Source organism: Natrinema sp. LJW11, assembly GCF_056135975.1.
In genome coordinates this window covers 1-22,465 of sequence record NZ_JBWBDM010000007.1, presented here as the reverse complement: position 1 = coordinate 22,465, position 22,465 = coordinate 1, and the positions used below count along the sequence as shown (strand labels likewise).

At 57.3% G+C, this 22,465-nt stretch carries 23 protein-coding genes and 6 pseudogenes; 21 read left to right on the top strand and 8 right to left on the bottom strand.

The genetic code is table 11. From position 1 onward, the window contains the following. Positions 1-2: 2 nt before the first annotated feature. Positions 3-1,604: a sulfatase gene (locus AC0QDI_RS17990; protein WP_474670633.1), complete on the bottom strand. Its 1,602-nt coding sequence runs from the start codon at positions 1,602-1,604 to the stop codon at positions 3-5. After that, complete coding sequence (locus tag AC0QDI_RS17985) at positions 1,597-1,884, bottom strand: DUF1450 domain-containing protein (RefSeq protein WP_474670631.1); 288 nt, start codon at positions 1,882-1,884, stop codon at positions 1,597-1,599. Before AC0QDI_RS17985 ends, AC0QDI_RS17990 begins: the two co-directional genes overlap by 8 nt. 210 nt (positions 1,885-2,094) lie before the next feature. Here AC0QDI_RS17985 and AC0QDI_RS17980 point away from each other — a divergent pair, with 210 nt between their 5' ends. Then, complete coding sequence (locus AC0QDI_RS17980; RefSeq protein WP_474670629.1) at positions 2,095-3,522, top strand: FAD-binding oxidoreductase; 1,428 nt, start codon at positions 2,095-2,097, stop codon at positions 3,520-3,522. Positions 3,523-3,591: 69 nt separating this feature from the next. On the opposite strand, the gene AC0QDI_RS17975 is transcribed toward AC0QDI_RS17980, so the two are convergent. After that, positions 3,592-5,295, bottom strand: a complete 1,704-nt coding sequence (locus AC0QDI_RS17975; RefSeq protein ID WP_474670627.1) for a thiamine pyrophosphate-binding protein — start codon at positions 5,293-5,295, stop codon at positions 3,592-3,594. 158 nt (positions 5,296-5,453) lie between these two features. Here AC0QDI_RS17975 and AC0QDI_RS17970 point away from each other — a divergent pair. From AC0QDI_RS17970 to AC0QDI_RS17955, 4 genes and pseudogenes are all read left to right on the top strand, one after another. After that, positions 5,454-5,602 (top strand): annotated as a pseudogene (locus tag AC0QDI_RS17970) (DUF6610 family protein); the annotation flags it as partial. Between the two features lie 70 nt (positions 5,603-5,672). Then, a pseudogene (locus AC0QDI_RS17965) lies at positions 5,673-6,020 on the top strand (DUF8013 domain-containing protein). An 87-nt stretch (positions 6,021-6,107) separates the two neighbouring features. Beyond that, positions 6,108-7,046, top strand: coding sequence for a DUF955 domain-containing protein (locus tag AC0QDI_RS17960; protein ID WP_474670625.1), 939 nt, complete (start codon positions 6,108-6,110; stop codon positions 7,044-7,046). Then, the gene (locus AC0QDI_RS17955; protein ID WP_474670623.1) at positions 7,039-7,251 is read left to right on the top strand and encodes a HalOD1 output domain-containing protein; all 213 of its coding nucleotides are present in this window, start codon (positions 7,039-7,041) and stop codon (positions 7,249-7,251) included. The genes AC0QDI_RS17960 and AC0QDI_RS17955 overlap by 8 nt, the downstream gene beginning before the upstream one ends. 311 nt (positions 7,252-7,562) lie before the next feature. Here AC0QDI_RS17955 and AC0QDI_RS17950 read toward each other — a convergent pair whose 3' ends face one another. Beyond that, positions 7,563-8,030 carry a hypothetical protein gene (locus tag AC0QDI_RS17950; RefSeq protein ID WP_474670622.1) on the bottom strand — a complete coding sequence of 156 codons (468 nt, stop codon included), beginning with the start codon at positions 8,028-8,030 and terminating at the stop codon, positions 7,563-7,565. A 206-nt stretch (positions 8,031-8,236) separates the two neighbouring features. Here AC0QDI_RS17950 and AC0QDI_RS17945 point away from each other — a divergent pair, with 206 nt between their 5' ends. Beyond that, on the top strand, positions 8,237-8,431 hold the full coding sequence (locus AC0QDI_RS17945) for a hypothetical protein (RefSeq protein ID WP_474670620.1): 195 nt from the start codon (positions 8,237-8,239) through the stop codon (positions 8,429-8,431). Positions 8,432-8,448: 17 nt separating this feature from the next. Here the strand turns inward: AC0QDI_RS17945 and AC0QDI_RS17940 are convergent, their stop codons facing one another. Then, positions 8,449-9,381, bottom strand: a complete 933-nt coding sequence (locus AC0QDI_RS17940; RefSeq protein ID WP_474670618.1) for a hypothetical protein — start codon at positions 9,379-9,381, stop codon at positions 8,449-8,451. Between the two features lie 600 nt (positions 9,382-9,981). Here AC0QDI_RS17940 and AC0QDI_RS17935 point away from each other — a divergent pair. Next, positions 9,982-10,545 carry a hypothetical protein gene (locus AC0QDI_RS17935; protein WP_474670616.1) on the top strand — a complete coding sequence of 188 codons (564 nt, stop codon included), beginning with the start codon at positions 9,982-9,984 and terminating at the stop codon, positions 10,543-10,545. Positions 10,546-10,863: 318 nt separating this feature from the next. Further along, the gene (locus tag AC0QDI_RS17930; protein WP_474670614.1) at positions 10,864-11,073 is read left to right on the top strand and encodes a DUF7979 domain-containing protein; all 210 of its coding nucleotides are present in this window, start codon (positions 10,864-10,866) and stop codon (positions 11,071-11,073) included. On the opposite strand, the gene AC0QDI_RS17925 is transcribed toward AC0QDI_RS17930, so the two are convergent. After that, positions 11,070-11,342 carry a PadR family transcriptional regulator gene (locus tag AC0QDI_RS17925; RefSeq protein ID WP_474670940.1) on the bottom strand — a complete coding sequence of 91 codons (273 nt, stop codon included), beginning with the start codon at positions 11,340-11,342 and terminating at the stop codon, positions 11,070-11,072. The two genes, AC0QDI_RS17930 and AC0QDI_RS17925, sit on opposite strands and share 4 nt — an antisense overlap. A 454-nt stretch (positions 11,343-11,796) precedes the next feature. Between AC0QDI_RS17925 and AC0QDI_RS17920 the strand changes: the two genes are divergently transcribed. The 11 genes and pseudogenes from AC0QDI_RS17920 (at position 11,797) to AC0QDI_RS17870 (ending at position 19,656) form a co-directional block, all read left to right on the top strand. Continuing rightward, positions 11,797-11,997 carry a hypothetical protein gene (locus AC0QDI_RS17920; protein ID WP_474670612.1) on the top strand — a complete coding sequence of 67 codons (201 nt, stop codon included), beginning with the start codon at positions 11,797-11,799 and terminating at the stop codon, positions 11,995-11,997. After that, the gene (locus AC0QDI_RS17915) at positions 11,994-12,299 is read left to right on the top strand and encodes a hypothetical protein (protein WP_474670610.1); all 306 of its coding nucleotides are present in this window, start codon (positions 11,994-11,996) and stop codon (positions 12,297-12,299) included. The genes AC0QDI_RS17920 and AC0QDI_RS17915 overlap by 4 nt, the downstream gene beginning before the upstream one ends. 273 nt (positions 12,300-12,572) lie before the next feature. After that, positions 12,573-13,116, top strand: a pseudogene (locus AC0QDI_RS17910) (hypothetical protein). A 73-nt stretch (positions 13,117-13,189) separates the two neighbouring features. Then, entirely contained in the window at positions 13,190-13,480 is a 291-nt protein-coding gene (locus AC0QDI_RS17905; RefSeq protein WP_474670608.1) for a DUF8069 family protein, read from the top strand. After that, the gene (locus AC0QDI_RS17900; RefSeq protein ID WP_474670607.1) at positions 13,477-13,815 is read left to right on the top strand and encodes a DUF7558 family protein; all 339 of its coding nucleotides are present in this window, start codon (positions 13,477-13,479) and stop codon (positions 13,813-13,815) included. Before AC0QDI_RS17905 ends, AC0QDI_RS17900 begins: the two co-directional genes overlap by 4 nt. Positions 13,816-13,863: 48 nt before the next feature. Continuing rightward, positions 13,864-14,463 (top strand): DUF7437 domain-containing protein, encoded by a 600-nt coding sequence (locus AC0QDI_RS17895; protein WP_474670605.1) that lies wholly within the window; start codon positions 13,864-13,866, stop codon positions 14,461-14,463. Then, positions 14,460-14,969: a PIN domain-containing protein gene (locus AC0QDI_RS17890; protein ID WP_474670603.1), complete on the top strand. Its 510-nt coding sequence runs from the start codon at positions 14,460-14,462 to the stop codon at positions 14,967-14,969. The genes AC0QDI_RS17895 and AC0QDI_RS17890 overlap by 4 nt, the downstream gene beginning before the upstream one ends. A gap of 607 nt (positions 14,970-15,576) precedes the next feature. Beyond that, positions 15,577-16,443: a DNA-binding protein gene (locus AC0QDI_RS17885; RefSeq protein ID WP_474670601.1), complete on the top strand. Its 867-nt coding sequence runs from the start codon at positions 15,577-15,579 to the stop codon at positions 16,441-16,443. Between the two features lie 125 nt (positions 16,444-16,568). Next, positions 16,569-16,844 (top strand): hypothetical protein, encoded by a 276-nt coding sequence (locus AC0QDI_RS17880; protein ID WP_474670599.1) that lies wholly within the window; start codon positions 16,569-16,571, stop codon positions 16,842-16,844. Positions 16,845-17,099: 255 nt separating this feature from the next. Next, positions 17,100-18,572: a hypothetical protein gene (locus AC0QDI_RS17875; protein WP_474670597.1), complete on the top strand. Its 1,473-nt coding sequence runs from the start codon at positions 17,100-17,102 to the stop codon at positions 18,570-18,572. Positions 18,573-18,865: 293 nt separating this feature from the next. Then, positions 18,866-19,656: pseudogene (locus AC0QDI_RS17870) on the top strand (transcription initiation factor IIB). Here the strand turns inward: AC0QDI_RS17870 and AC0QDI_RS17865 are convergent. Together AC0QDI_RS17865 and AC0QDI_RS17860 are read right to left on the bottom strand one after the other, a co-directional pair. Continuing rightward, positions 19,653-20,141, bottom strand: a complete 489-nt coding sequence (locus tag AC0QDI_RS17865) for a hypothetical protein (protein WP_474670595.1) — start codon at positions 20,139-20,141, stop codon at positions 19,653-19,655. The pseudogene AC0QDI_RS17870 and the gene AC0QDI_RS17865 overlap by 4 nt on opposite strands. A 17-nt stretch (positions 20,142-20,158) precedes the next feature. After that, the gene (locus tag AC0QDI_RS17860; RefSeq protein WP_474670594.1) at positions 20,159-20,710 is read right to left on the bottom strand and encodes a DUF7342 family protein; all 552 of its coding nucleotides are present in this window, start codon (positions 20,708-20,710) and stop codon (positions 20,159-20,161) included. Positions 20,711-20,846: 136 nt separating this feature from the next. On the opposite strand from AC0QDI_RS17860, the pseudogene AC0QDI_RS17855 reads away from it, so the two are divergent. Beyond that, positions 20,847-21,413: pseudogene (locus AC0QDI_RS17855) on the top strand (DUF7995 family protein); the annotation flags it as partial. Further along, positions 21,379-22,392 (top strand): annotated as a pseudogene (locus AC0QDI_RS17850) (FAD-dependent oxidoreductase); the annotation flags it as partial. The pseudogenes AC0QDI_RS17855 and AC0QDI_RS17850, both read left to right, overlap by 35 nt. Positions 22,393-22,465 lie beyond the last annotated feature (73 nt).

Sequence of the window (22,465 nt, the reverse complement as noted above, 5' to 3'; positions counted from 1 at the left end):
ACTTATTCGTCAAATCCGTACTGTTCGTACACCTCATCAGGTACCGCCAAATTGTCGATCGCCTCATATAGCAGGTCATCCATCTCCGCTTTCACCGCGGGCGATTCGGACACGATGTTTTCCGACTGTGTCGGATCGGCGTCGGTATCGTACAGTCTGGGTTTTCGGACGAGTGACATCGAGGGATATTGCTGTTTCCAAACCGGTACGTCAGTGTATGGGAGGAACTGTCCGGACTCTGCCCCTTCGTAGCCGTTCGTCGGGGTGAAGGGACTCTGTGCGCTCATCTGCATCGTTGAGTAGTTGTACAGTGGGACGTCCTCCTGGACCGGCACCATGTACGTGTGTGTCCCGTCTGTGATATTGATGTCGGAGTGCCACCAGCCGTAGAGTGCCCACTCCCTGTGCTGAGTGGTTTCTCCCTCGATGACCGGTCGGAGGCTCCTGCTGTGTGTTTCCGCATCGGCTTCGGCACCTAACAGATCGAGGACCGTCTCGTGCAGGTCGACAGCCGAAGTCAGTGACTCAACCGTCGTGCCCGACAGTTCACTGTCTGGGTGCCAGACGAACAGCGGTGTCTGTGCGACGAGGTCGAAATCCGGACTCATTTTCCCGATCCAACCGTGTTCACCAAGGAGGAACCCGTGATCGGAAGTGATGATAACAGCCGTCTCATCCCACAGATCTTTCTCGTCAAGCGTGGAAAACACCTGTCCGAGCCAGGTGTCGACCATCGTTACCTTTCCGGCAAACTGCGAGCGGAGGAACGATAGTTCGCGGTCGGTGAGTTCGGCTTGTCCCTCGTCGGTCCTACCATAGTAGGGCCAGACTGGCAACTCCGGATCGCGTGGGTCCTCGTTCGTGTACATCGAGGCGTACGGCTCTGGACAGTGGAACGGTTCGTGCACGTCGAACTCATCGATCCTGAGCAGCCACTGATCCCAGTCGGTGTTATTGTGGAGCCAACCAGCTGCCTTAGAGAAAACCTTCGCAGCGAAGAAGTCCGTCTGGTCATCGAAATCGGCGACGTTGCGGGCATACTTCCATCGTGGACGGTAGTGCTCTAAGTCGTAGGGATCGAGGACGTGGTTTGGATTGGCTGCGGCATCTGTTACCTCTGCAGAGCTTTCTGCGATATCATTGTCGAGATCGTAGCCGACTTGTCGCAGAAGGGTTTCATCAGCCTCGTACGGCTGTGTCTTCCACAGGTCATCTTCGTGCCCGCGGACGAACTCGAATCCATGATAATCCTCGTAGTAGCCACTCGAGCCGTGCTGGAACAGATGGAAGTGGTCGGTAATCAGTTTCGTCAATACGCCAGCATTGCGAGCCTTTTCCGCGAGCGTCGTGTCATACGCCTCGATCGGTCCCCAACCCTGCCAAGGGAATTCTTGAATGCCGGTGTCCCATTCGCGGCGAGCGGGCATACACGGGAGACTTCCGGCGTAGTGGTTATCGAATGTGATCGCTTTCTCAGCGAATTGATCGAGATTGGGGGTTTCCACGTCTATCTCCGTGACCCAGTCGAATGGGGAGTCGTAGGCCCCAAGCATATCGCGACGGAGACTATCGATCGAGATGAACAGGACGTTCAGATCACGCATCGATGTTCCCCTCCGAATTCAACTTGTCGAGTAGCGTCAAGTGATCCGCGCCGGTGAGTACGTCTCCATCCACGACCAGGAATGACTCCTTGTAACAGGTTCCACATCGCTGTAAACAGTACTGGACATTGACTGGCTCGTCACTGGCCTCTATCGCCCGATGACTATCGACGTCCACGTTATCGATACAGCACTCGATATCGGGATATGTCGTCTCCCCACCCGAATTGGCCTGGGAAACGGCGTCCGCTTCGGAGGTACTTGTTCTATCTTGTGACATAGAGACGAATCGGGAGGAAGACGACTAACAATAATTCCTCCGTATGACCAGTCATTTAAGTACCATCTGCAATTTTGAGAGCCCGTCTGAAGGGAGACGGTCCGTAGGCACTCGTGAGTCGGTCTGACGATCCAGCGCTAAGGGGGAGGATATGAAGAGCTTCGTATGCGCTCAATCAGGTTTAATCACTAATCGAAGCAGTAGCGAGGTATGTCCCACGACTGTGAATTCCTCTCGGAGGTACTTGATGAAGATCGGATCTCATTCGTCGAATCGACACGAGAAGATCACGCGGCCGGGTGGGTTGCCGCGGAAAACGGAACGGGCGTTACGCCCGATGCCGTCGTCTGGCCAGAGTCGACGGCGGATGTCGCAGCCGTCCTTTCGGCCGCCAACGACCGTGGCGTCCCAGTGACGCCGTATGCTGCTGGCACGAGTCTGGAAGGAAACGCCGTCCCCTCGTTCGAAGGTATCAGCATGGATATGACGCGAATGGACGACGTTCTAGCGCTCAGGCCGGACGATTTCCAGATTGACGTTGAACCGGGAGTACTCGGGTCGAAGATCGATGAAGCTGCAATGACCCACGGATTGTTCTTCCCGCCCCTGCCGTCGTCGGGGGAGATCTCCACTATCGGTGGAATGATCGCCAACGATGCGAGCGGGATGCAAACGGTGAAATACGGCGAAATATCCGACTGGGTACTCGAAATCGAGGCGGTCCTCGCAGACGGGTCGATAATCACGGCGGGAAGTAAAGCAGTCAAGAGCTCCAGCGGGTACAACCTCCGAGATCTGCTGGTCGGAGGCGAGGGGACCCTCGGTGTGGTCACCCGAGCAACGCTGGAACTCGAGGGTCTGCCTGAGCAGCGCCGCGGTGGGCGAGCGATCTTCCCGACACTGGACGATGCAACGGAGGCGGTGTTCGACGTCGTCCGATCGGGTGTCGACGTGGCGAAGATCGAATTCATCGACCCCCTGAGCGCCGAGATGGCGAACCAGTACACCGGAAGCGAGTTGCCGAACTCCCCGATGACGTTTTTAGAGTTTCACGCCAACCACGGTATCGAGGACGAAATCGACTTCTGCCGATCGATATTCGAATCACATGACGTACAACAGTTTGAAATGAGCGACGACGATGCGGAGATGGAAGCGCTCTGGGCGGCGCGGCGGGAGCTGGCCTACGCCGCCCGGACATACGACCCGGACCTCCAACCCATTCATCCCGGCGACATCACCGTTCCAATCAGCACGTACCCAGAGATCATCCGGTATGCGAAAGACCTGGCGGCGGAAAACGATCTTTCACTATTTTGCTTCGGTCATGGAGGCGACGGCAACGTTCACTACTCGCCGCTGGTCGATCCTAGTGACCCCGAGATGGTCGCACGTGGGAACGCCGTCTATGACGAAGTAATTGAGCGGGCCATCGAGATGGGCGGAACTGCAACCGGCGAACACGGCATCGGACGAGGCAAACGCGAGTACATGACTCTGGAACACGGTGAGAAAGGCGTTGAGGCGATGCGTGCAGTCAAACGTGCCCTCGATCCGAGAGGGATGCTCAACCCCGGAAAGATATTCCCCGAGACGGCAGAGGAAGGCGGCCGCGTCCAGGTCGATCCCGAAGATTAACCGGACGATCCGCGTGGTCGAACTGTCGATGCTACTCGAGTGTCCTCACTCGTACGGGACGCCGGCAGATCAGTCGTGAACGAGTATGTCCAGCACATCGGGCCCGTCGTGGTCAAGCGCCCTCCGGAGTGCGGGTTCGATATCCTCGGGTATCTCGACCAGTTCGGCATGCGCCCCGTGGCTTTGGGCGTTTGTCACTAAATCGACCGGCGGGTCGATATCTATGCCAACGTACTCGTGATCCTCGTCGGTCCCCCCGAACATCGAAATCGTGTTGTCTTTCAGGATTCGGTAATTGCTGTTATCCGGGACGACGACTGTCAGGTCGAGGCTCTCGCGGGCGGCAGTGTACAGCGATTGTGGATAGTACAGATAGGACCCGTCACCGATGTACCCGACAACGTCGCGGGGATTCTCTCGCATGCTCTCGGCCACGGCCGCGCCGACTGATGCGGGCAGTCCGTATCCGAGACCACCGCCCTTGTTGGAAATCATTCCCTCAGGTTCCATCTCTCGACGAGTGAGAAGCGGGTATTTCGCGGTGATGCTTTCGTCGACAATGTAGGCGTCCGGTGCGACCGAGTTTATCGCATCGACGAGCTCGGCCTTCGACGCGCGGGTCTCGTCTTCCGGTGTCTCGTCTTCCCCCATCGACTGGATAGTGTCCGCCATCGATGTCTTCATCGCTTCGACGCTCTGGACACGCTGCCGTCTCGTCTCGTCGGACAGTCGGTCCCGTAGGCGCTCTGTTACCTCGCCTAGCGCGAGTCCAGTGTCGCCGGCGATCGCGATATCGGCAGGTCGGTTTTTCCCGAGTTGCCACGCGTCGTCGCTGATGTGGATACAGGTGGTGTCCTCGTCAACGAGATCGTTCTCGTGACGCATTAATGTCGTGTTAGTCGAACAACCTGCGAACACGATCGTATCGGTGTCCATCAGCAGACTCGCTAGTTCCCCATCCGGTGGGAGGTAGGAGATCCACTGGTCGTGGCCGGTCGGGAAGTTCACCTCGCACGCGAGGATCTCTCCGTGAACGCGCGCGCCGCAGGCCTCGGCGAACTCGACAGCGGCTTCGACGGCCTCGAATCCAGACCGCGCGATGTGGTCCCCGACTACCAGCAACGGATCTTCGGCATCAACGAGTAGGTCTGCCGCCCGTTCGACCTGTGCGGGGTCGCCGCGCCCGGCATTGGGAATCTGACCGAGAGGTTCAATCTCCTCAGGACTGGCTTCGTCCATCATGACATCGACGGGAAGTCCAAGGAAGACGGGGCCAGTCGGTGGCGTGAGCGCCACACGAAATGCTCGCCGCAACATTGTTGGAAGCGCATCAACGGAGAGTACCTCGTCGGAATACTTGCAGAATTGGTCAACCATCCGTTCGAGGTCCCCAGTCAATAGCGGCTCTTCGTGGCGGAAGTCTCGCTCGTGGTTGCCGGCAGTGACCACCAGTGGTGTGCCTGCCCATTTTGCAGCATATAGGTTGCCAATTCCGTGGGCGAGACCCGGCGTGATGTGAAGGTTCACTACACCAGCAGGGTTGATCTCGGGATCATGATGGCTGTGATATCGTCGCGTACTCGCATAGCCCGATGCCATTCCAACCGCAATATCTTCGTGCAACCCGAGGATGTACTCGGTGTCGGCCTCGCATTCCGCGAGCGCCTTCATTACAGGCAGTTCAGTCGTTCCCGGATTTCCAAAGACGTGTTCGACACCGTATTCCGCCAACGTGTCGACGAATAAGTCCGCTCCAGTGTAGCAGTCTGTCATTGGGGTAGACGTACTCAACCTGCTTCACCGAAATATGACGTTCTGGTCTTTAGAAGGATCTTAAGTGGGGTGAGACACTCTTAGAAATGGGGACTGCAAAACGTGTAAGTGGAAGCTAGATTTCATTATAGGATATATTAAATTACAGTCAACAATTTTGGACGACTGAACGAGGGCCCACGTAGCAGAGTACGATACGGGAGACATCTGTGGGTACTGTAGCTACGACTGCTACTTCACGCATCGGCATCGGAACCGGCTCGAAGAGTTAGTCGGCGAACAAAGCGTCTACTTCCCGCCAGCCTGAGCAGCGAGTCGTTTTTTCGCCCCGAAAAGGGTGAGGGCTCGAAAGAGAGCGTATAAGAGAGTGATTCTACATGAGTCAACAACAGAACCCGAGTGACATCTCAATCGATCAGATTCCAATCGACCTACCGAGCACCCAGACGTCCGAGGTAGATCCAGCAGACGTTCCCGAGGAGATCCAATCGATCACCTGTGGGCTAACAAGCGAGCACCCGCCGACGAATCCGGTCGTCGTGCTGAAAGCGGCCCGCTAGTGGTATATCCACGGAAAGGGTGGCACCGACCCTGCATTCCAATGGGCCATCGAGTGGGCACGGCACCTCGCGACAGACACGCCCAGCGACGTGGAGCAGTTCGACGAGTATCTCGAGTACCTCGTTACAGTCGGGTTCGCGGACGAACCACACGAACTCCGGTGACACTCAGAGGAGGTTGTTTGTGCGCCCCAGAGGGGTGCGGCGCGTTCTAAACTGACGCGGTCGCGGTGAACTCGGTTCAGTGTAATTATGGCTACGACCAGCGACTCGTCGGTCTCCTTCGACGAGACCGACACGCGATCGGACGAGATGAACAGCACCATCGAACAGTGGATCAACGACCTCGTCGCCGGCGTCGACGAGGCGCAATCCAGCACGGAGTTCCAGGAGTGGCTCGATCTCCAGAGCCGTTTCCACGACTATTCCTACCGAAATACGCTCCTGATCAAGCGCCAATGTCCCGAGGCGACCAGCGTGGCGGGTTATCGGACATGGCAAGAAGACTTTAATCGGCACGTCCAGGAGGGGGAAAGCGCGATCTGGATCTGGGCGCCGATCATCGCGAAGCAGTGTCCAGAGTGTGAGAACTCACCGTCGTACCACGATCGAAGCGACTGCGAATACGACGAGACATCACCAGGAGAGTGGCCGAAAGGACTCGTCGGCTTTCGGCCAGCGCCAGTGTTCGATATTTCACAAACCGAAGGAGAGCCACTGCCAGAACTAGAGACAGAGGCGACTGGGGAGGCCGACGAGCTGGTGCCAGCGCTCCTCGAGGGAGCTTCGATGCTTGAAGTGGAAGTGGAGATCGTTTCTCCAGCGGAGTGGCCTCACGGCGATGCCAGAGGTGTGTGTCAGTATCGTTCTCCTACGGAACGACCACTAATCGAGGTCCGCGATCGTGAGAACAGTGCCGACCTTGCCGTAACGACCATCCACGAGTACGCCCACGCACTCTTGCACGGTGACGTCACCGACGAGACCGAACGCTTGAAACGCGAACTCGAGGCGGAAGCCGTCGGCTACATCGTCGGTCGGTATTTCGGGCTGGACACGAGCGGGTCAGCGTTCTACCTCGCTGCATGGGAGGGCGAAGAGTCGGAGGCCATCCTCGATCGACTCGAGCGGATCAGTTCGACCGCTGCGGAGATTATCGATGTCGTCGACGAGGTGATTACAGATGAGTGACCGACACCTCCTCTTCGAAATCGTCGACGCGCTTGAAACAGAGAGACTCGGTTGTGACGAGTACCAACTGCAACGGGTGATCGACGTCGAAGCACTCGAGCAACTCGTGGACTCAGCGAACGATGACCTCAGGGTTAGATTCTTGGTCGAAGAATTTTGTGTCCTCGTCACGCAGTCCGATGTACGGATCCTCACGAATCCGTAGACTATCTCTGTTTAAATGATTGATTTTGACTATTTCAACACTACCAATCTCTCAGTACAGGTCAGTACCTCGCAACCGGTGCTTCGCTCCCATCGCTGTCCTCCATGTGTCAGAATCAATCGGCATAACCCGCTCTCCGTCGACGTACAACTCTCCATCTCATTCGACAGCGTCCCCGTGCATCGCCATCCGGACGAGTTCTCCACCAGTAAACTGACGTCCCGACTGCGTTTCGTAGTAATTCCCGTCTTCCCCCTCTTCGACACGATGTACATAGCTCCAGCCTTTCATCTGGCGAGGCGACTCATCGGTCATATGTCTATCCTCTCTATTTCGACCCGTAGTTCCATCTGACCCTCTGGACCCCCGCCAGCGATTGCGTTGACAATATGGGTTCCGTCGCGCTCTATCTCCTGACTGAATGATCTGGCATCCTCGATGTCAGTTTTCCGTAGCTCTTCTCCCGGTCCTACGTTCAGCGCGAAAATGCCCCGTCCATCGTGGTTTATGCTGGCTTCGACGTAGAGGACATCACCAGAAGAGAACTCGCGTTCTTCTCGGAGACGGTCTTCTACCGTCATGTCGTAGAGGACATCCCGAGACGTAGTCTCCTCTGAAGTGCCCGAATCGCCTTCTTCGTCAGAGAGATTAGAATCATCTCCGTTCTCGTTGTCCGCAGGATCCCCGAGATACTCCGTTTCTGAAGAAATAGCTCCTAACAGACTCAAGCCTCCAAAGATTGCGCACCCCACTTTCAGGAATCCACGTCGTGGTATCATGGAACCATCCTTGTTCTGAGTGCCGTAGACTATTCATCCCCGTCACTTGTTTGTTTTCTCTGACCTCTCAGACATTCCTGTCGACGCTATGTTGGACATCTTCAGGTCGAAGATAGTGCATATCTCCAAGCATAATCGAACTTTGGTGGGAGACTATCTACATTCTTTGCCGACCTTTTTATCCGAAGCCGCGCCCAACGCCGGCGATGTCTCTCACCGATAGACGCAAAGATCTCTTGCTCGCCGTCGCACTAACCGAGTTTAGCGTCCACTACGAGCAATCTGATCCCGAACTCGCTGAACACGCATGGCAGCTCGCAGCGAGCCGGCTCGTTGATCATGATGGTGAGCCTGCCAAGGCCGTCGACGCACTCTGGGTCAAAGAACAGTCAGATCGATAAGATGGAAGGAAAAACGCTCAGTCACGTCGACGTCTAAAGTGTAGCAAGGCTGTTGAAAGGCCAACTACTGCAGTTCCGATCCCAAAGCCAGACGTGTTATCGGATTCAGCCACAACAAAACCACCACCGCCTATAGGTGCAGTTTTGTTTACTGGAGAGTTCTCTAGGAAATCGTAATCAAGATCAGACTCACTGAGTTCCTTAAATTCGGACAGTTCAGCGGTCTTGAGCTCATCATAGTGGTTAACGGCGATTGAAGCCGATCTCTCGAGAATTGTAGTTTTAATACCAGTCAACGTCCCTCGGATAGCCCAGTGAACCTCGCTCAGTATAAGAGCATATCCACGCATACCGAGGACTCTCCGAACGCGTACGAGCCCCATATTGGCCACATATCGGGTCCCGCTGAACGATAACCGATAGGTAGCAGAAGACTGGAGAAAGCAGAGTTCGCAGACGAAAAGGAAGATGGAGATTATGAGTTCCTCCTCAGTTTCTTGGATATTCTTGTCCTTTTCACGGGCTATCTGATATCGTTCACCTGCTGCTATAAGATTCTGACCTGCAGAGATGACCGGCAAATAAGAGTCGAGGTTCCTCGTTAGGACGTTGATGTCGTCAATATGACTTGCTGGGATTCCGACTCCAAACTCTGTGTTCAACAGTTCTGCAAGATGCCGAAGTCGATATGTTTGCCGATTGCTGTTGGATGCCTCAGCCTTCAGTTGTTCAAGGTCAAACACACCTTCTGCATCGAGTTGTGATGCGAAGGTTTCGACTGATTCTGGGTTCTCTTCTTTGGTATCGTGGATTTGGTATCCGACACCCGATATTAACTCTTCAACATTAGGTAAGGATCCTTCATCTGATGCTGTTGCAGTTATAGCCCCGCCCCCAACAAGCAAAATACTACCAACACCTGAGAGAACAGATCGCCTGCTTGTGTCCATACACGAATTATAATTTCTATGGAATATAAAACTAGTAGTCGGCAGACAGATTCGAGGCATGGAGTAGTCACCGAACCGCCCGATTCGTCCGGCAGACATCAATCGAGATGTCCCAAACCGTACCCAAGATATCGGTCGAATCTTCGAACTTGAGATTGCCACTAGGATCACTGCTGTGCTGGAAGGGGAATTTCTCGAATTACGGGACCGCATACGAGTACCCGAGCGTAATTACTGTGGAGATAATCGGCACGATCGCTTTCAGATAGCCTTGAATAACTATTCTTCTGCGACCTCAAGCTCGACACGCCAGCGATCATCCTGATAGCCGGCGAACGACAGCCGCCAGTTCTAGATGAGATACGTCCCCGCTTCGAAGCCGGCCGCTTCCGGTGCGTCGACACCGTCTGGGTGCCCCCACTCGAGTCCACGACGAAGAATTTGCCGTCCGGAACTGATCTCGCTCGAGGAGCGAATCTGACGGAACGGAGAGCGCTCGTTCCAGTCAGAAGCAGCTCTCCTCCACCGACAACCTGCTCTCGAAGCCGTTTTTTCGCGCCTGACGGGTGAGGCGCAACAATGTGTGCCTCGAGAGTACCTATGAGTACAAATCGACCGATCCAGCGCAAGCAACACCAGGACCACCATCATGACTGCAACGACACTAATGACCGAGAGCGACGCTATCCCGGCGACGTTGCCCGACTGAACAGGCACGAACTTGTCGCCATCGATGAGTGGCTGCCAGGTGCGGAGCCAACACCGTACGAGATCGACCTCACCGATGGTTGTGAGTACCGAACCCGGTATTGGCGCTGCCGGAACTGCGGCCAGGAGCGAAATCGTCGTAGCCAGTTCATCGACCACTGTGAAACACCAGATCCACCGACCCCGCTCGAGGCTGGTAGCTACTCGATCGAGGATCGGCGATCCCGGCGTGCATTGAGCGAGGAGATAGACGTCCGGTTCGCCAGGGTGGGCTCGATCTACGAGGTCGTTAGTGAGAGCGGGAACACCTACACGGTCGATGTTGAGGCAGGGACATGTACCTGCCCAGATTATGAACAACGCCAGCCCACCGATGGTTGTAAGCATCTCAGGCGTGTTGATCTTGAGATCCAAACTGGGATCACCCCCGCTCCGGATGGGACGGTCAATCGCTGACAGTAGTTGGTAAGACGATTTCTTTATTCAGAGTTGGTCAGGGAACCGCGTTCAGTACAATCCCTGTACTTACCGTGGATTTCACGATTCGTTCCAAATAGAGAAACCATGTTACTGTATTCTGACAATTACTCAATCAAAACAGTAAATTCGACCGTGCCAGTGTATCCAGCATACGGAAACTCAACTGTCCCGGTTCTACCACTCGCGAAGAGGTGAACAATTAGAAAATTATACGATCCAAATACTCCTCTAAATAGACGTTCATTGATTATAATCGTAGAAATATTTAAGATAGTCCAATTTATACTGTGTAGTATGAGTCCAATGCTCACGCTCGAACCGGTTGACACTGTCCCTTCAGACTCCCAAGTATGCCACTACGACGAACTGAATGAAGATGCAAAAGAAGAACTACCTCTTCTCACAGTCTCTGACAATGTATCTGTTGATGGATCAATTGCAGACGGATTCAAAAACTGCGATCTCGTGAAGTACACCGACTACTACGAGGTCTCTATTGTCTAATCGATAAACTGTTTCTTCCACCGCTGTCTATCCTCAATGGCTTTCTCACCCTTATCTGCAATTGCATAGTAGTTCGTTCGCCTGTCGAGTTGCCCTTTCTCAACCAGCTCCTTATTGACGAGCGTGTCGAGGTTGGGATAGAGCCGTCCATGATTGATATCGGCGTTGTAGTACTGTTCAACTTCGTCTTTGATGTCCTGGCCTGATGGTTGGTCTGCGCCTGCGATGACATACAACAAGTCGCGTTGAAATCCTGTGAGGTCGTCCATTTTGTCGGGTTCCATTGGGGATAGTGTTTGTTATCCATCCGATATCATATTGTAAGCCCCACTGTAGTTACCGAATCGCCCGATTCGGTTTCAGGAGTTTTCTGAATAAAGAAACCGAGCTACTATCTACTGATAAATTGCAGGTTGAACTGGTCGTTCGCTCGAGATGGTTTGTCGTCCCCTAGAGGGTCGCGGGGGCTCGACTGAAGTCCGCCGCAGCAATCCATGCGAACAACTGATGTAGCAACAGCGTCGCCAGACGCGGAGACGACTCAATTCCTGAAGCGAGATATCGCCAGATGACCGAGCGCAATGCGTGTCAGATGCCGAATTGTTCGGCAATTATCCGTGATCAGGCAGGATACGCCGGCCAGTTCTACTCGGACAGTTGTGAAGTCCGGTACGACAACCTGCAAGCAGACGCTCGAGACGCGGCTCAGGAGGTTGGGTTCTAATGCTCGAGCAGATCGATCACCGAGGCAAGCGCTTCACGATCGATGACGACGATGTCATCGACGGCGGGAGAATCGACCACTGTCGTTGGGCAGACGCTCTCGAACGGCAGACCCAGAGAGAGCGCCGTGAACTCGAGCGTGCGAAAGCGGTCGCTGGTCCAGCTGGTGCAAATCCTGATGTCGAGGTGCTCGACCGATGACGCCAGACGAGCCAGATCCACAGGACGTCCCTGAGTACGACCGAGCTCTTGATGTCGATGATCCGATTCCCGACTCGGAGTACGGTGATCAGGGATGTCACCCAGAACGTAGCGCCGTGGATGGTGGTCAGATTCCCGTCGACTATCTGCATGAGGCACTCCTCGAGGCCAAACAGACTCTGAGAGAGATTGACGTACAACTTCTCGAGCCACTGACGCTCAACAGATCACTCGCTGAATTTCGCGCCACTGCAGACGCGTATGCTCAGCTCGATTCTGAGCACTGTAACGCTGGAGACTAGGTCACTGTACGTAGCGTAGCCGCTCGTCGAAGGTAAATCCCTGTCTCTCCCCCGGGGCTTGGTCCTCTTCGACAGTTCTGCAGAAGAGCGACTGAATTAACCAACATTGTGGACCATTCCTCACACCGTGTTGGTTAACATTGTACTGACTGAATTCCTTCCCACCACCCCTATCCGCCGCCTAGGCCCTCGAGTTAGCATCCCCTAACGGGCAGTCGACATGAATACCGGGCACGACGGGTTTTATCGGCCCTCTGTGTATCGAGAGCGAGTATGGTCGTCGTCGAGCACGTCACCCGATTGAGCGAGCAGCGCACGCAAACCACGTCCGAGACGTTTCCTGATGATGCGCTGGCGTCGATTCAGTCGGCCGTCAAAGCCGTCCCAGCGAGCGTCTTCGACGGCTCGACGAAACATAGAGAGATCGGCGGGTTTGATGCCGGGATCGCCGACGGACTCCCAGTACGAGTACGAAGGAGACGCCACCGGCGGCTACAACCCGAACTGCAAGCTTTGGTCGCATCTCGGATTCGACTACAGCGTCGACCTCTACGACGCCGACGTCCGCATCGCCATCGAGGTCGAGAAGAGCGGGCGGAAGAACGTCAGCGACGACCTCCTCAAGTTCCAGAAGGGGTACCGCGCCCAGAAGGACGGGCGGCCAAAGATCGAGTTCGGCTGTCTGGTGGTGCCGGTGAACTATCTCGGCCGGCATAATCTCTACCAGCACAGCCTGACCAAGCTCGACTTCATGAAGGGCGTCTTGTTCATCGACGACGTCGCCGTCATCGGCTATCGCGACCCACGACCGGACTGACGCTGTCCGCTCTGGCTGTTTGTCGGCGCCGGGAGGCGTGCAGCGCGCGACCATGAGTGCTGCGTGACCCATTATGGCTGGTCCCGATCCTCACGACGACACGAGTGCCGATCACGAACAGTTCGAGAAAGCGCAGCTTGCCCAAGACCGCGACGCCGCTGCCGTCGACACGGCGGACGTCGACAACACGACAGCCCAACGCCTGGTCAGAGACCTCGTCGACGCGGATGTCGTCACACCCGTTCCCGAGGACTGCGTTCTGGTTCACGAGCCAAGCGGCGCCGCATTCGACTCATCGACGCAGTTGGCCGTCTTCCACCGTGGCTGGACGGCCAACCGCGACGCCGACGCGGAGGGCGAGTGACGCAGCAAACGCTCATCGGCTGTGCGTTCTGCGACGCCCCGCCAGGTACGGAGACTGGCGAGGCACATACCTGGGGCCAAGATGAGCGGGTCACCCACCCGATCTGCGTCGACTGCGCGATCCAAACAGAGCCGGATCCCGACGAGCACGATCACGTCGCCTGTGACGGCTGTGGGCTGCTCGTCGACACGCTCGCGGCGCTCACCCGGTTCCGGGTCGAACTGGGGCATCTGGAAGGCCCGTTGCAACTGTGCGAGCACTGTAGCCCAGGCGGGCTTGCGACGTACTGGACGCGCAACCTTGAGCAGCATCTCGTCGCGACGCCGGCGGAGTGACCCCAACACTCTTTACTGGTTCGCTGTAAACTGTAATCAAGATCGACCGTGTCACGCACCTCAAACCACGCCGACGGCGACATCGTCCAGGATTTCCTCTCGGTTGCTGATCTCCTCGAGGAGCCACAGCTGGCACAGCTGTACGCGTACCTCGCTCGGGAGGGCGAGACGACCGTTCAGAACGTGATGGACGACCTCGAACTCGCCCAGGGGACGGCCTACAGCTACGTCAACCAGCTCGTCGACGCCGGCGTCATCGACGTCACCGACGACGAGCAGCCACGCAAGTATACCGCGCGGGAGATCGACCTGACCGTGACGACGGCTGCCGGTGACCGCGAGTACACGATCACGCCGGCGCTCATCGATGCTGTCGGCCGCCGCGAGACTGACGCCGACATCGACATCTACATCGATCGGCACGGCGTCGCCGGCCTCGCGACCGCGCTCACCTACGCCGTCGCTCGGGAGCGCGGCGAGGTGACCCACCGACTGATGGCGGAGGACCTCGACATCTCCCCGCTGGCTGCGGAGATGATCCTCCAGGCGCTCCGGCCCGTCGTCCACGAGCACTACGACATCGAGGAGGCAGGAGCAGGACTCGACGAGTTGGATATCGACGACGGCGACGCGGCTGACGACGCGTGAGCGCGCTCCACATCGCCGACACCGGCCTGTTCGTCGCGATGGGACAGCCCTCGAATAGCCGCTACCAGACTGTTCGGCGGTTCGCTCACCGGAACAACGTCACCTTCGTCCTGCCCGAACGGGTGTACGAGGAGCTGACCATCGACGAACCCGACGTCGAGGCGCCACCCATCGACGCCGCGATCGACGAGGGCTGGGCGACGGTTGGGGTGCCGCTCGAGTTCTCCGAGCCGGTCGTCTCGCGGGTGATGGACGGCATCCAGCGGTATATTGCGAACGCCGACGACCGACCCGCCGACGAGGTCGAACGCGCTGACGCCGCCCTCGCCGCCCTCGCTGCCCAGCATCTCAGCGCGGGGGCGGCGACCGAGGTGTACATCTACACGACCGATATCGCGGCCGGCGAGGGGGCCGAAACCGTCCTCGCGAGCGAGGGCTACGGGGACTCGGTGACGTTCGTGAACGGCTTCCGGTTCATCGAATACCTGATCGCCGGCGACAGCTGACTGAGTGCTAGTCTGATTCGGTGGAAGAGGACACTCGAAAGCCCTCGGTCGCTCGACATCCCGCGACCACCGCTGCGTGCCTCGTGGCTGCGGTGCTTGCGGGGTCGGGGGACGGCCGAGGCGGCCTCGCCCTTTCTGAGTCCGCCAGGACGGTAGATGCCTCACCGAGCGACGTAGCCGGCTGAACAGGTGTGTACGTTGCGGCCCGCCCCGCTCGCCGCTGCCGCCCTCCGCGTCGCTCGCGACCGACCATTCCGGGCGGTCTGCCTGCAGTAGCGGGCGGACTGCCGGGCTAAAGTGAATGTGCCCTCGACGCCAGCGCTTCACCCGTTCGAGTCCTGCGGACCTCGGCGAAGCCGACCGCGACGGACATAGTTGCGTCGCGGCGAACGGGGAATGCGCTGGCCGCTCGCTCCGGGCGGGTCGGCGCGCGGTGCTGGTTGGGGCCACCTCATGCAGGCGCGCTCTCGCTCGCGCCCGGTAGGGCGCTCGCGAAGGCGCGAGCGAGAGCGCGCAGATGGTTCTGTCGGTCGTTGTCGTCAGAAAACCGCGATGTAGTAGCATCGCGGTGTCGGCGCGTGAGCGCCTTCGGAGTTGGTGAACTCCAATGTCTAGTAACAACGCTAGCGGAAAGGTCGTTACGGTCGGTGAACAGGCATTCGAGAAAGCGGGCGAACAGGCGGTCGATGAAGACGGCTTCCCGGTCGTCGACGAGACGCCGGAGTTCGAGGCCGCGGTCGAGCAGGAGACGCAGGCGAAGGTGGATGCGAACCACCCGGACGGGATCGCGGACACAAGCGAGGACCGGATTCACGGTGTAACCCTCGAACAGGAAGAGCGCATTCGGGCGCGGGAAGCCGAACTGGAGCGCATCAGTGCCCAGGCCGAGCTGGGAAGGCAAGACGGTCGGGAGCAGCGCACGCGAGAGGGCGTCAGCGAGCAGTGTGGCCGGGACGAGCCGGCGCCGGCGGAGCGCACGGATCCCCGAGAGAAGCTGACGCAAGACGAACTCGCGGCGGTGAACGAGCAGGCGATGCGGATCAGCGACGAAGTGCAGGGCGGCTGGTCGAGGGCGGTCGTCGCGAAGCAGCTGGCCGAGAAGGTGCAGCACGGTCGGGACGTCACGAAGGCGGTGCTGGAGACCCTCGAGGAACTGAAGGCGGCGCCGGGGACGATCGTGCCCATCGCGGACGTGCCGGACGTCCCGGCCGGTGAGGTGACGGTCGAAGGCACAGTTAGCCAACTCTGGGATCCGAGTAACACGTCGATTTCTCAGGTTGGGTTGATCGAGGACGACAGTGGGAAGATCAAGTTCACGATCTGGGAGGCCTCTCGGAAAACGGTCGTGAGCGAAGGTGAGACCGTCCGGTTCCGGGCGGCGGCCAAGAACTGGTACGAAGGCCGGTGCTCAATCGCGCTGACCGGATGGTCGCGGATCGAATTCCCGGAGCGCAGTCGGTGGTGGGACGAATAGCCAGACGATGCAGTCTTCTTTTTTTGCTGTGTGCCGGACCGACCCAGACCCCGCCGCCCCACCCACCGCTCCGTGCTCGCTTCGCTGCGCGCGCAGCCACGCCCTCAGAGACTGGTCCAACAATTGTGCCGGAAAACGGGGAGAATGAAGCCTCGCTAGTTATCGTCGATATCGAACTCCGAGGGGTCGACATTCCGATGTACCCAGGCCTCCAGTGCTGTATCAACCAAGTCCTGGAAAGAGTTGAACTCCGAACCAGCCTAGACGACTTCATCGGTTTTGGGGCCAACGGAGTCACCGTCTTTCACATCGTCAAGGTTGACAGGCAGTGCGTCTCTGAACTCCGGCAGCGAGTCAAATTCCGTGTGGTTCTCAAAGAAGGCCTCGGAGAACAGGTCTGACGGGTTGATGTAATTCAACGAGAAATCTACGATGTCCTGATTCGCCTATTCTTCAGTGGCCTCATGATCGTCCTGTGCAAGAGCTTCGGAGGCATCAGCGAACTCTTGCTCGATATCGTCGACAAGCATCTGCATCCCCATCATATCGGCCACAGACCGGGAATTTACACTCATCAAGTTCTGAGTGTATCCGTGTGATGAATCTAAGTAGTCGAGGAAACTCTTATACTATTATGAGTGTTTTCACTCTAACAGATGGGGGAGAATTCACTCAATCGGCGGAATCTCCTTAGAGCAGGATCAGTGCTGGGAATGGTAGCTTTTGCAGGATGTGCTGAAATCTCAGGAGTGGATACCTCTTTGACATATACAGGTAACGAAGAAGGTCAAGTCCAACCTGAGCCGATGGATTCAGAGAAATATACTCTACCAAAAGAGTATACCGTGGAAGAGTGGGGCGGCACATTAGACTTGAATAGCGATCATCCTTATTGGATTGAGGAGATGTCACCCTACACTCAAAGAGGAGACGAGGTGGCAGACTCGAGTGATTGTCTTATTCTCGAGTGTGAGGTTGAAGTTCCAGATAATGGAGATAAAGTAGAGGTGTTTCTACTTTCAGATGATAACCATGAGGGATTCCGAGAAAAGGCCAGCCCGAAGGTCTGTACTGAAATAGCGCCTATTGAGGATCATACTGTCGAATATTGTCTGCAAAACGTTGAACGGTACAGCAATGATGGTGTAGAAGGTGACGTGGTAGAGATCAAACCGGGAACAACCAATTACGTACGATATCTGATTCCGGATACTGATTTCTGGCTCGTTATTGATCCTACTAACACGGTCGACGCCGGTCTTTTAGATGTTGATCCAAGTACCGGGTATGATTCGAATATGGATCTTGAGCCAAAGGTCCGGCTCTTGAAAAACTCGTTTAATGATGCTCAAGAGAAGGTCTTGGGAGACGTTGAGGGCTGGTTCTCTGATATATCTACAGCTTCGACGAATACGACAATCAGTGGAGCTGAAGGGTTTGCTGAAGGGATCTGTGGTTCTGGTAGAGCTAGCAATCTTTCAAGTAAATCTGTTGAGGTGTTTGTAGAGAATATTCAACGGATCAAGCAGTATTCTGGCTTTATTGACGATCTTCTGAATGATATTGATGAGCACTTCTCAGTAGATGTTTGGACTGGTTTCACAGATCAGTTGGACAAGATGCTGAGATGGGGTTCGACTGCTCTCCCAGTAGTTGCATCTCTGATTACAGTAGCGGAGAATGCATGTACTCTTGCTAATGCTGATCCAAACGTATCTGACAAGAAGAAGGGTGAGATGGTAGAAAGTTTGCTTATGGGTGTCGCAGGATTAGTGATCCAAATTGCGTTTTTGAAGTTAGGTGTTGCACGGCAGATATCGAGATCCGCAATCAAGACTGCGGAAACGTTTGTGCTGGGTTATGTTCGTCAGCTTGCGGGGCTTCGGATGTTTGCCTATGTGGTCAATAGCGTAGCTGTACGCTTCGAAAGTGGTATTATCAGTGCAATCCGTGATTTTGCTGAGAAGGTTGCTTCTGAGGTTGGAGATCTCGTTACTGAGACAGAGGTGGACGTGTTAGACAGGGTTGACGATGATGATGGTTGGGCGGAACTGGAGTTTTTAGATGAGGAGAAATGGCAGTGTAGTGGTTATAGGCAGGAGGTTGTAGGTGACTCTATATCTGTATGAACAAGAGGGGAGACTCAGTGTTTTAAATATCTGTTTCAGCACTTGTTTTACCAGTACTTCTCTACCATTTAGGTGATCTTGATCGACGTGGAATACAACCGTGACAACACGACTTCTTGGAGGGATGTGAGACGCGCCCTCGAACAATCGCGTGAGCAGGAATTGGAGACGCTGAAAGACCAGTTACGCGAGGTAGACCAGCAGATCCAGGAGAGGAAGAAAAATTCTGAATTATCCCCTCCATGGGTGAGGGGCGCGCCGAACTGGCGGGTTCTCTGAACACGGTGAGAACGATGGCAACTAGAGACATCTACGAAACTGGCTTCGACGAAGACATCCGAACGGAATCGAGTGCGAACCAGTGTCCCGAGTGCAACGGCCGGCTCGCCACGATCGCGGCCTGTCGACGGAAATCGGTCGCGGCACCGACGCGAATGGGAACGAGATCTCTGGGCAGAAGCGGCGGCGACTCGCGCGGATGCGCCGTGAGCAGACACGTGGTCGCTGGCGGTCGAAAGCGGAACGGAATCTCGCCCACGGGTTGGGCGAAGTGCGTCGGTTGGCGAGTGCGCTCGAGCTCTCCGATTCGGTCCGCGACCAGGCGTGTCAGCTCTTCCGAAGCGCCCAGAACGAGGATCTGCTTCGTGGCAGATCCATCGAGGCCATTGCCGCGGCCAGCGTCTACGGAGCCTGCCGGTGCAACGGCCTCTCGCGGTTAGTGGATGACGTCAGCGAGATGGCCCGCGTGGCGGAGTCACGGGTCACGAACGCGTACAAAACGCTGAACGAAGAGCTGGGCCTCCCCGCTGAGCCCGTCTCCCCCAGTATGTTCGTGCCGCGCCTCGCGTCGGACCTCGAGTGTCCGGACGAGATCCGACAGCGTGCCCGAACGCTCGCGGAGCAGGCCGAGAAGCGCGGCGTGACGACGGGCGTCCATCCGGCCGGGTTCGCAGCGGCCTGTCTCTACAAGGCGGGACAAGAACAGGGAAAGTGGGTGACGCAAAGCGACGTCGCGGAGACAGGAAACGTCACACCAACGACTGTCCGGACGCATCACGAAACACTCGATGAACTCGCAGTCTAGACGGGCCAGGTAGGGAGCGAAGGGGTCCCGTTTTCCCAGTTAATCGCTTCTACCGCCGCCGGCAACTGCTGTAGTCGGTCATCGAGGACGGCGAGTGGGTGCGCATCGAGAAACGTCGCCTCATGCCGATCAACCGGCGTGTCTTCGTGATTGAGTTGGATGTGACAGGGCCCAAGGTCCGGATGATCGGCGTCCTGGTGGAAGCCGAGCATCAGGTTCCGCTCCGGGTCGACCCAGCTGATGCGGTAGTATTCGTGGTCGACGCCGGCAGGGTACCAGAAGCGAATCTCCAAGCGAGCGGTCGCCGCGTCGTAGGAGTCACTCAGGAACGTCGTCGGATCGATATCCGCAATAACGTACCGCGGTCGGCGTCGAGACGGGCGATAGCGCACGTCCTCACACCCAGCCTGCCTCGTCAGTCGGTCGTGAACGTCGCGGAGGAGGGTCCGCTGTGTATAGCGGTCGCGACCGGCAAGAAAGATCATTCTGTGAGAGAGGAGGATTAGCTCGTGGCGCGGTCAGGCATGTCGGTCATCTGTTCGCGAGCGGCTTCGACATCGGAGTAGAGTTCCAAGGCGTGCTTGATGAGGCGACGATCCTCCTCGTTCTCACGCCAGAACGCGATAACGTCGCGGCGGTCGCGGAGCTCGGCACTTGTGAGGTTGCCGTCGGCGAGCGACTGTTCGAGCTCTTCCCACGTCTCGACATTGTAGGTCGCCTGCCACTCCTCGATCTCTTCTGTAATCGCCGCCAGTTCGTTGCGAAGCTCTTCGCGCGTGTTCTCCTTGATGAGCGTGCGGATTTCCTCGAAGAGCAGTCGCGTGTAGTCCGGCTGGTAGCGGGTCGTCTCGCCGGCCTCGACACGGCGCAGCTGGCCCTGGTCGACGAGATCCTGAAGTTCCTCGTTGGTCGTACTCCAGGCGGCGTCGGCCTGCTCGCTGATCCAGTTGACCGACCGGGGTTCGCGAAGCGTCTCGGCGACCGCTCGAATGCGGTCGCGGGCGCTCATCGACTCAGTCCACGACTGGACCCCATCTCGCGAGGATTCGGACATACTTGGCACCTCTTACGACAGTGTTGGCGCTGAACTCCCATATATGTTTGTACTCTCTCGCATAATCAAGAGTACGTTGCGAGCGAAGGCGTCCGGACGTTGAAATGCGATACCAACAGAAGCTATGAGCCAACCGATGCACAACCGATATTCTGACTTCGAAGAACTGCGGCCGACCGGCGAGGCGTCCCACATTCCGGACACGAGGCTGGACGACGGGTGTGAGGGTGACCCCTGGCGGCAACGCGTCGCGACGAGCTCTGGTGGCTACCCTGATGCGCCGACGGTAACCGACGGCGAGTGCCGGTCCTGTGGGGCGTCAGTCCCAGACGGCCAGACGAAATGCCGGTTCTGTCTCGCCAATCATCTCGAGAGTGGTGCCACCAACACGGACGAGTCAGAGTCGACGACGTTCCTCGGCATCATCCACCTGGTCGTCGAGTCAACCACGTTCTACGGCGCCGTGGCGAAGGGCGGCGCCGCGGCGAACCTCCTCACCGCCAACGACGCGGAGCCGGCCGTCGACGACTACACGCTCATCTACGATCTCGACGAGGCGCCGGCGCGCCAGCTGGCCGATCAATGGCCCTCGCTCCCTGAGGCGGTACAGGTGTCGTCAGGAGAGGGAGAGCGGCTTCTCAGTGCCGCCCGTGACCGGACTGGGTGGCGAGCCGACCGTCGACTGGGCCAACGCCCTCGACGGCACCGCCGAACTCGTCGAGCGGTTCCGGCAGGAGAACTACGTCGACGTCGCCGAGCACTTCGACACCGACATCTACGAGGGCTACGGCCAGCTGGTCGACGACACGACCATCGAGGTCGTCGACGGCGCCGACAAGGGCGCGCGAATCACTGGGGAGAAGGCGCTCGTCGCGACCGGAAGTACACCCTGGGCGCCGCCCATCGACGGACTCGACGACATCGACTACTACACGAGCGAGACCATCCCCGAGGAGCGCGACCTCCCCGAGAGCATCGTGATGCTTGGTGGCGGATACATCGCGCTGGAGTGGGGCCAGATCCTCCACCGCGTCGGCGTCGACGTGACCATACTCCAGCACTCCGACCGCGTCCTCTCGGATATGGAAGGCCAACTTGGTCGCGAGATGCAGCGCGCGTTCGAGGCGGAAGACATCGAGGTGATTACCGGCAATGACTTCCAGCGCGTCCGCATGCCAGCAGCCGACGGTGGAACCGAAGCGGTAGAGTTAGTCGTCGCCGTCGAAACAGTCGTCGACGGCACTAAGCGGACAGTTACCGGGGACGCTCTGTTCGTCGTGGCCAGCATCCAGCCGAACAGCGAGGGCATCGGCCTGGAAACAGTAGGGGTCGAAACAAACGACGACGGGACGATTCGTGTCGACGAGCACTTCCAGACGACCAATCCCGACATCTACGCGGCGGGCGATGTGATCGGCGAGCCCGAACTGGAGACGGTCGCCGCCAAGGAGGGCAATCACGCCGTCAAGAACGCCTTCGGGGACGAGGGCGTCAGCATCGACTACGACACGGTGCCAGCAGTCGTGTTCACCAGTCCCGAGGCCGCAGCCGTCGGGACGACAGAACACGAGTATATGGACGAACACGGTACCTGTTCCTGCCGGACAGTTCAGATGGAAGATGCACCCCGGGCAAAGACCACCAAGAACACGGATGGACTCGTCCAAGTGGTGAAACACCATCCGTTCTAGTTTAGCGACTGGCTGAGACGGATATCACGCCGAAATTGCGTCGAGTCTGACCGCAATCATACCG

Coding starts and splice junctions, on each gene's coding strand:
- AC0QDI_RS17905 (WP_474670608.1), top strand. CDS start 13,190: ATGGCTGGTCCCGATCCTCACGACGACACGAGTGCCGATCACGAACAG.
- AC0QDI_RS17975 (WP_474670627.1), bottom strand. CDS start 5,295: ATGACAGACTGCTACACTGGAGCGGACTTATTCGTCGACACGTTGGCG.
- AC0QDI_RS17945 (WP_474670620.1), top strand. CDS start 8,237: ATGTCTCTCACCGATAGACGCAAAGATCTCTTGCTCGCCGTCGCACTA.
- AC0QDI_RS17960 (WP_474670625.1), top strand. CDS start 6,108: ATGGCTACGACCAGCGACTCGTCGGTCTCCTTCGACGAGACCGACACG.
- AC0QDI_RS17860 (WP_474670594.1), bottom strand. CDS start 20,710: ATGTCCGAATCCTCGCGAGATGGGGTCCAGTCGTGGACTGAGTCGATG.
- AC0QDI_RS17940 (WP_474670618.1), bottom strand. CDS start 9,381: ATGGACACAAGCAGGCGATCTGTTCTCTCAGGTGTTGGTAGTATTTTG.
- AC0QDI_RS17955 (WP_474670623.1), top strand. CDS start 7,039: ATGAGTGACCGACACCTCCTCTTCGAAATCGTCGACGCGCTTGAAACA.
- AC0QDI_RS17920 (WP_474670612.1), top strand. CDS start 11,797: ATGCTCGAGCAGATCGATCACCGAGGCAAGCGCTTCACGATCGATGAC.
- AC0QDI_RS17980 (WP_474670629.1), top strand. CDS start 2,095: ATGTCCCACGACTGTGAATTCCTCTCGGAGGTACTTGATGAAGATCGG.
- AC0QDI_RS17875 (WP_474670597.1), top strand. CDS start 17,100: ATGGGGGAGAATTCACTCAATCGGCGGAATCTCCTTAGAGCAGGATCA.
- AC0QDI_RS17915 (WP_474670610.1), top strand. CDS start 11,994: ATGACGCCAGACGAGCCAGATCCACAGGACGTCCCTGAGTACGACCGA.
- AC0QDI_RS17865 (WP_474670595.1), bottom strand. CDS start 20,141: ATGATCTTTCTTGCCGGTCGCGACCGCTATACACAGCGGACCCTCCTC.
- AC0QDI_RS17925 (WP_474670940.1), bottom strand. CDS start 11,342: ATGGACGACCTCACAGGATTTCAACGCGACTTGTTGTATGTCATCGCA.
- AC0QDI_RS17930 (WP_474670614.1), top strand. CDS start 10,864: ATGAGTCCAATGCTCACGCTCGAACCGGTTGACACTGTCCCTTCAGAC.
- AC0QDI_RS17950 (WP_474670622.1), bottom strand. CDS start 8,030: ATGATACCACGACGTGGATTCCTGAAAGTGGGGTGCGCAATCTTTGGA.
- AC0QDI_RS17985 (WP_474670631.1), bottom strand. CDS start 1,884: ATGTCACAAGATAGAACAAGTACCTCCGAAGCGGACGCCGTTTCCCAG.
- AC0QDI_RS17990 (WP_474670633.1), bottom strand. CDS start 1,604: ATGCGTGATCTGAACGTCCTGTTCATCTCGATCGATAGTCTCCGTCGC.
- AC0QDI_RS17885 (WP_474670601.1), top strand. CDS start 15,577: ATGTCTAGTAACAACGCTAGCGGAAAGGTCGTTACGGTCGGTGAACAG.
- AC0QDI_RS17935 (WP_474670616.1), top strand. CDS start 9,982: ATGAGTACAAATCGACCGATCCAGCGCAAGCAACACCAGGACCACCAT.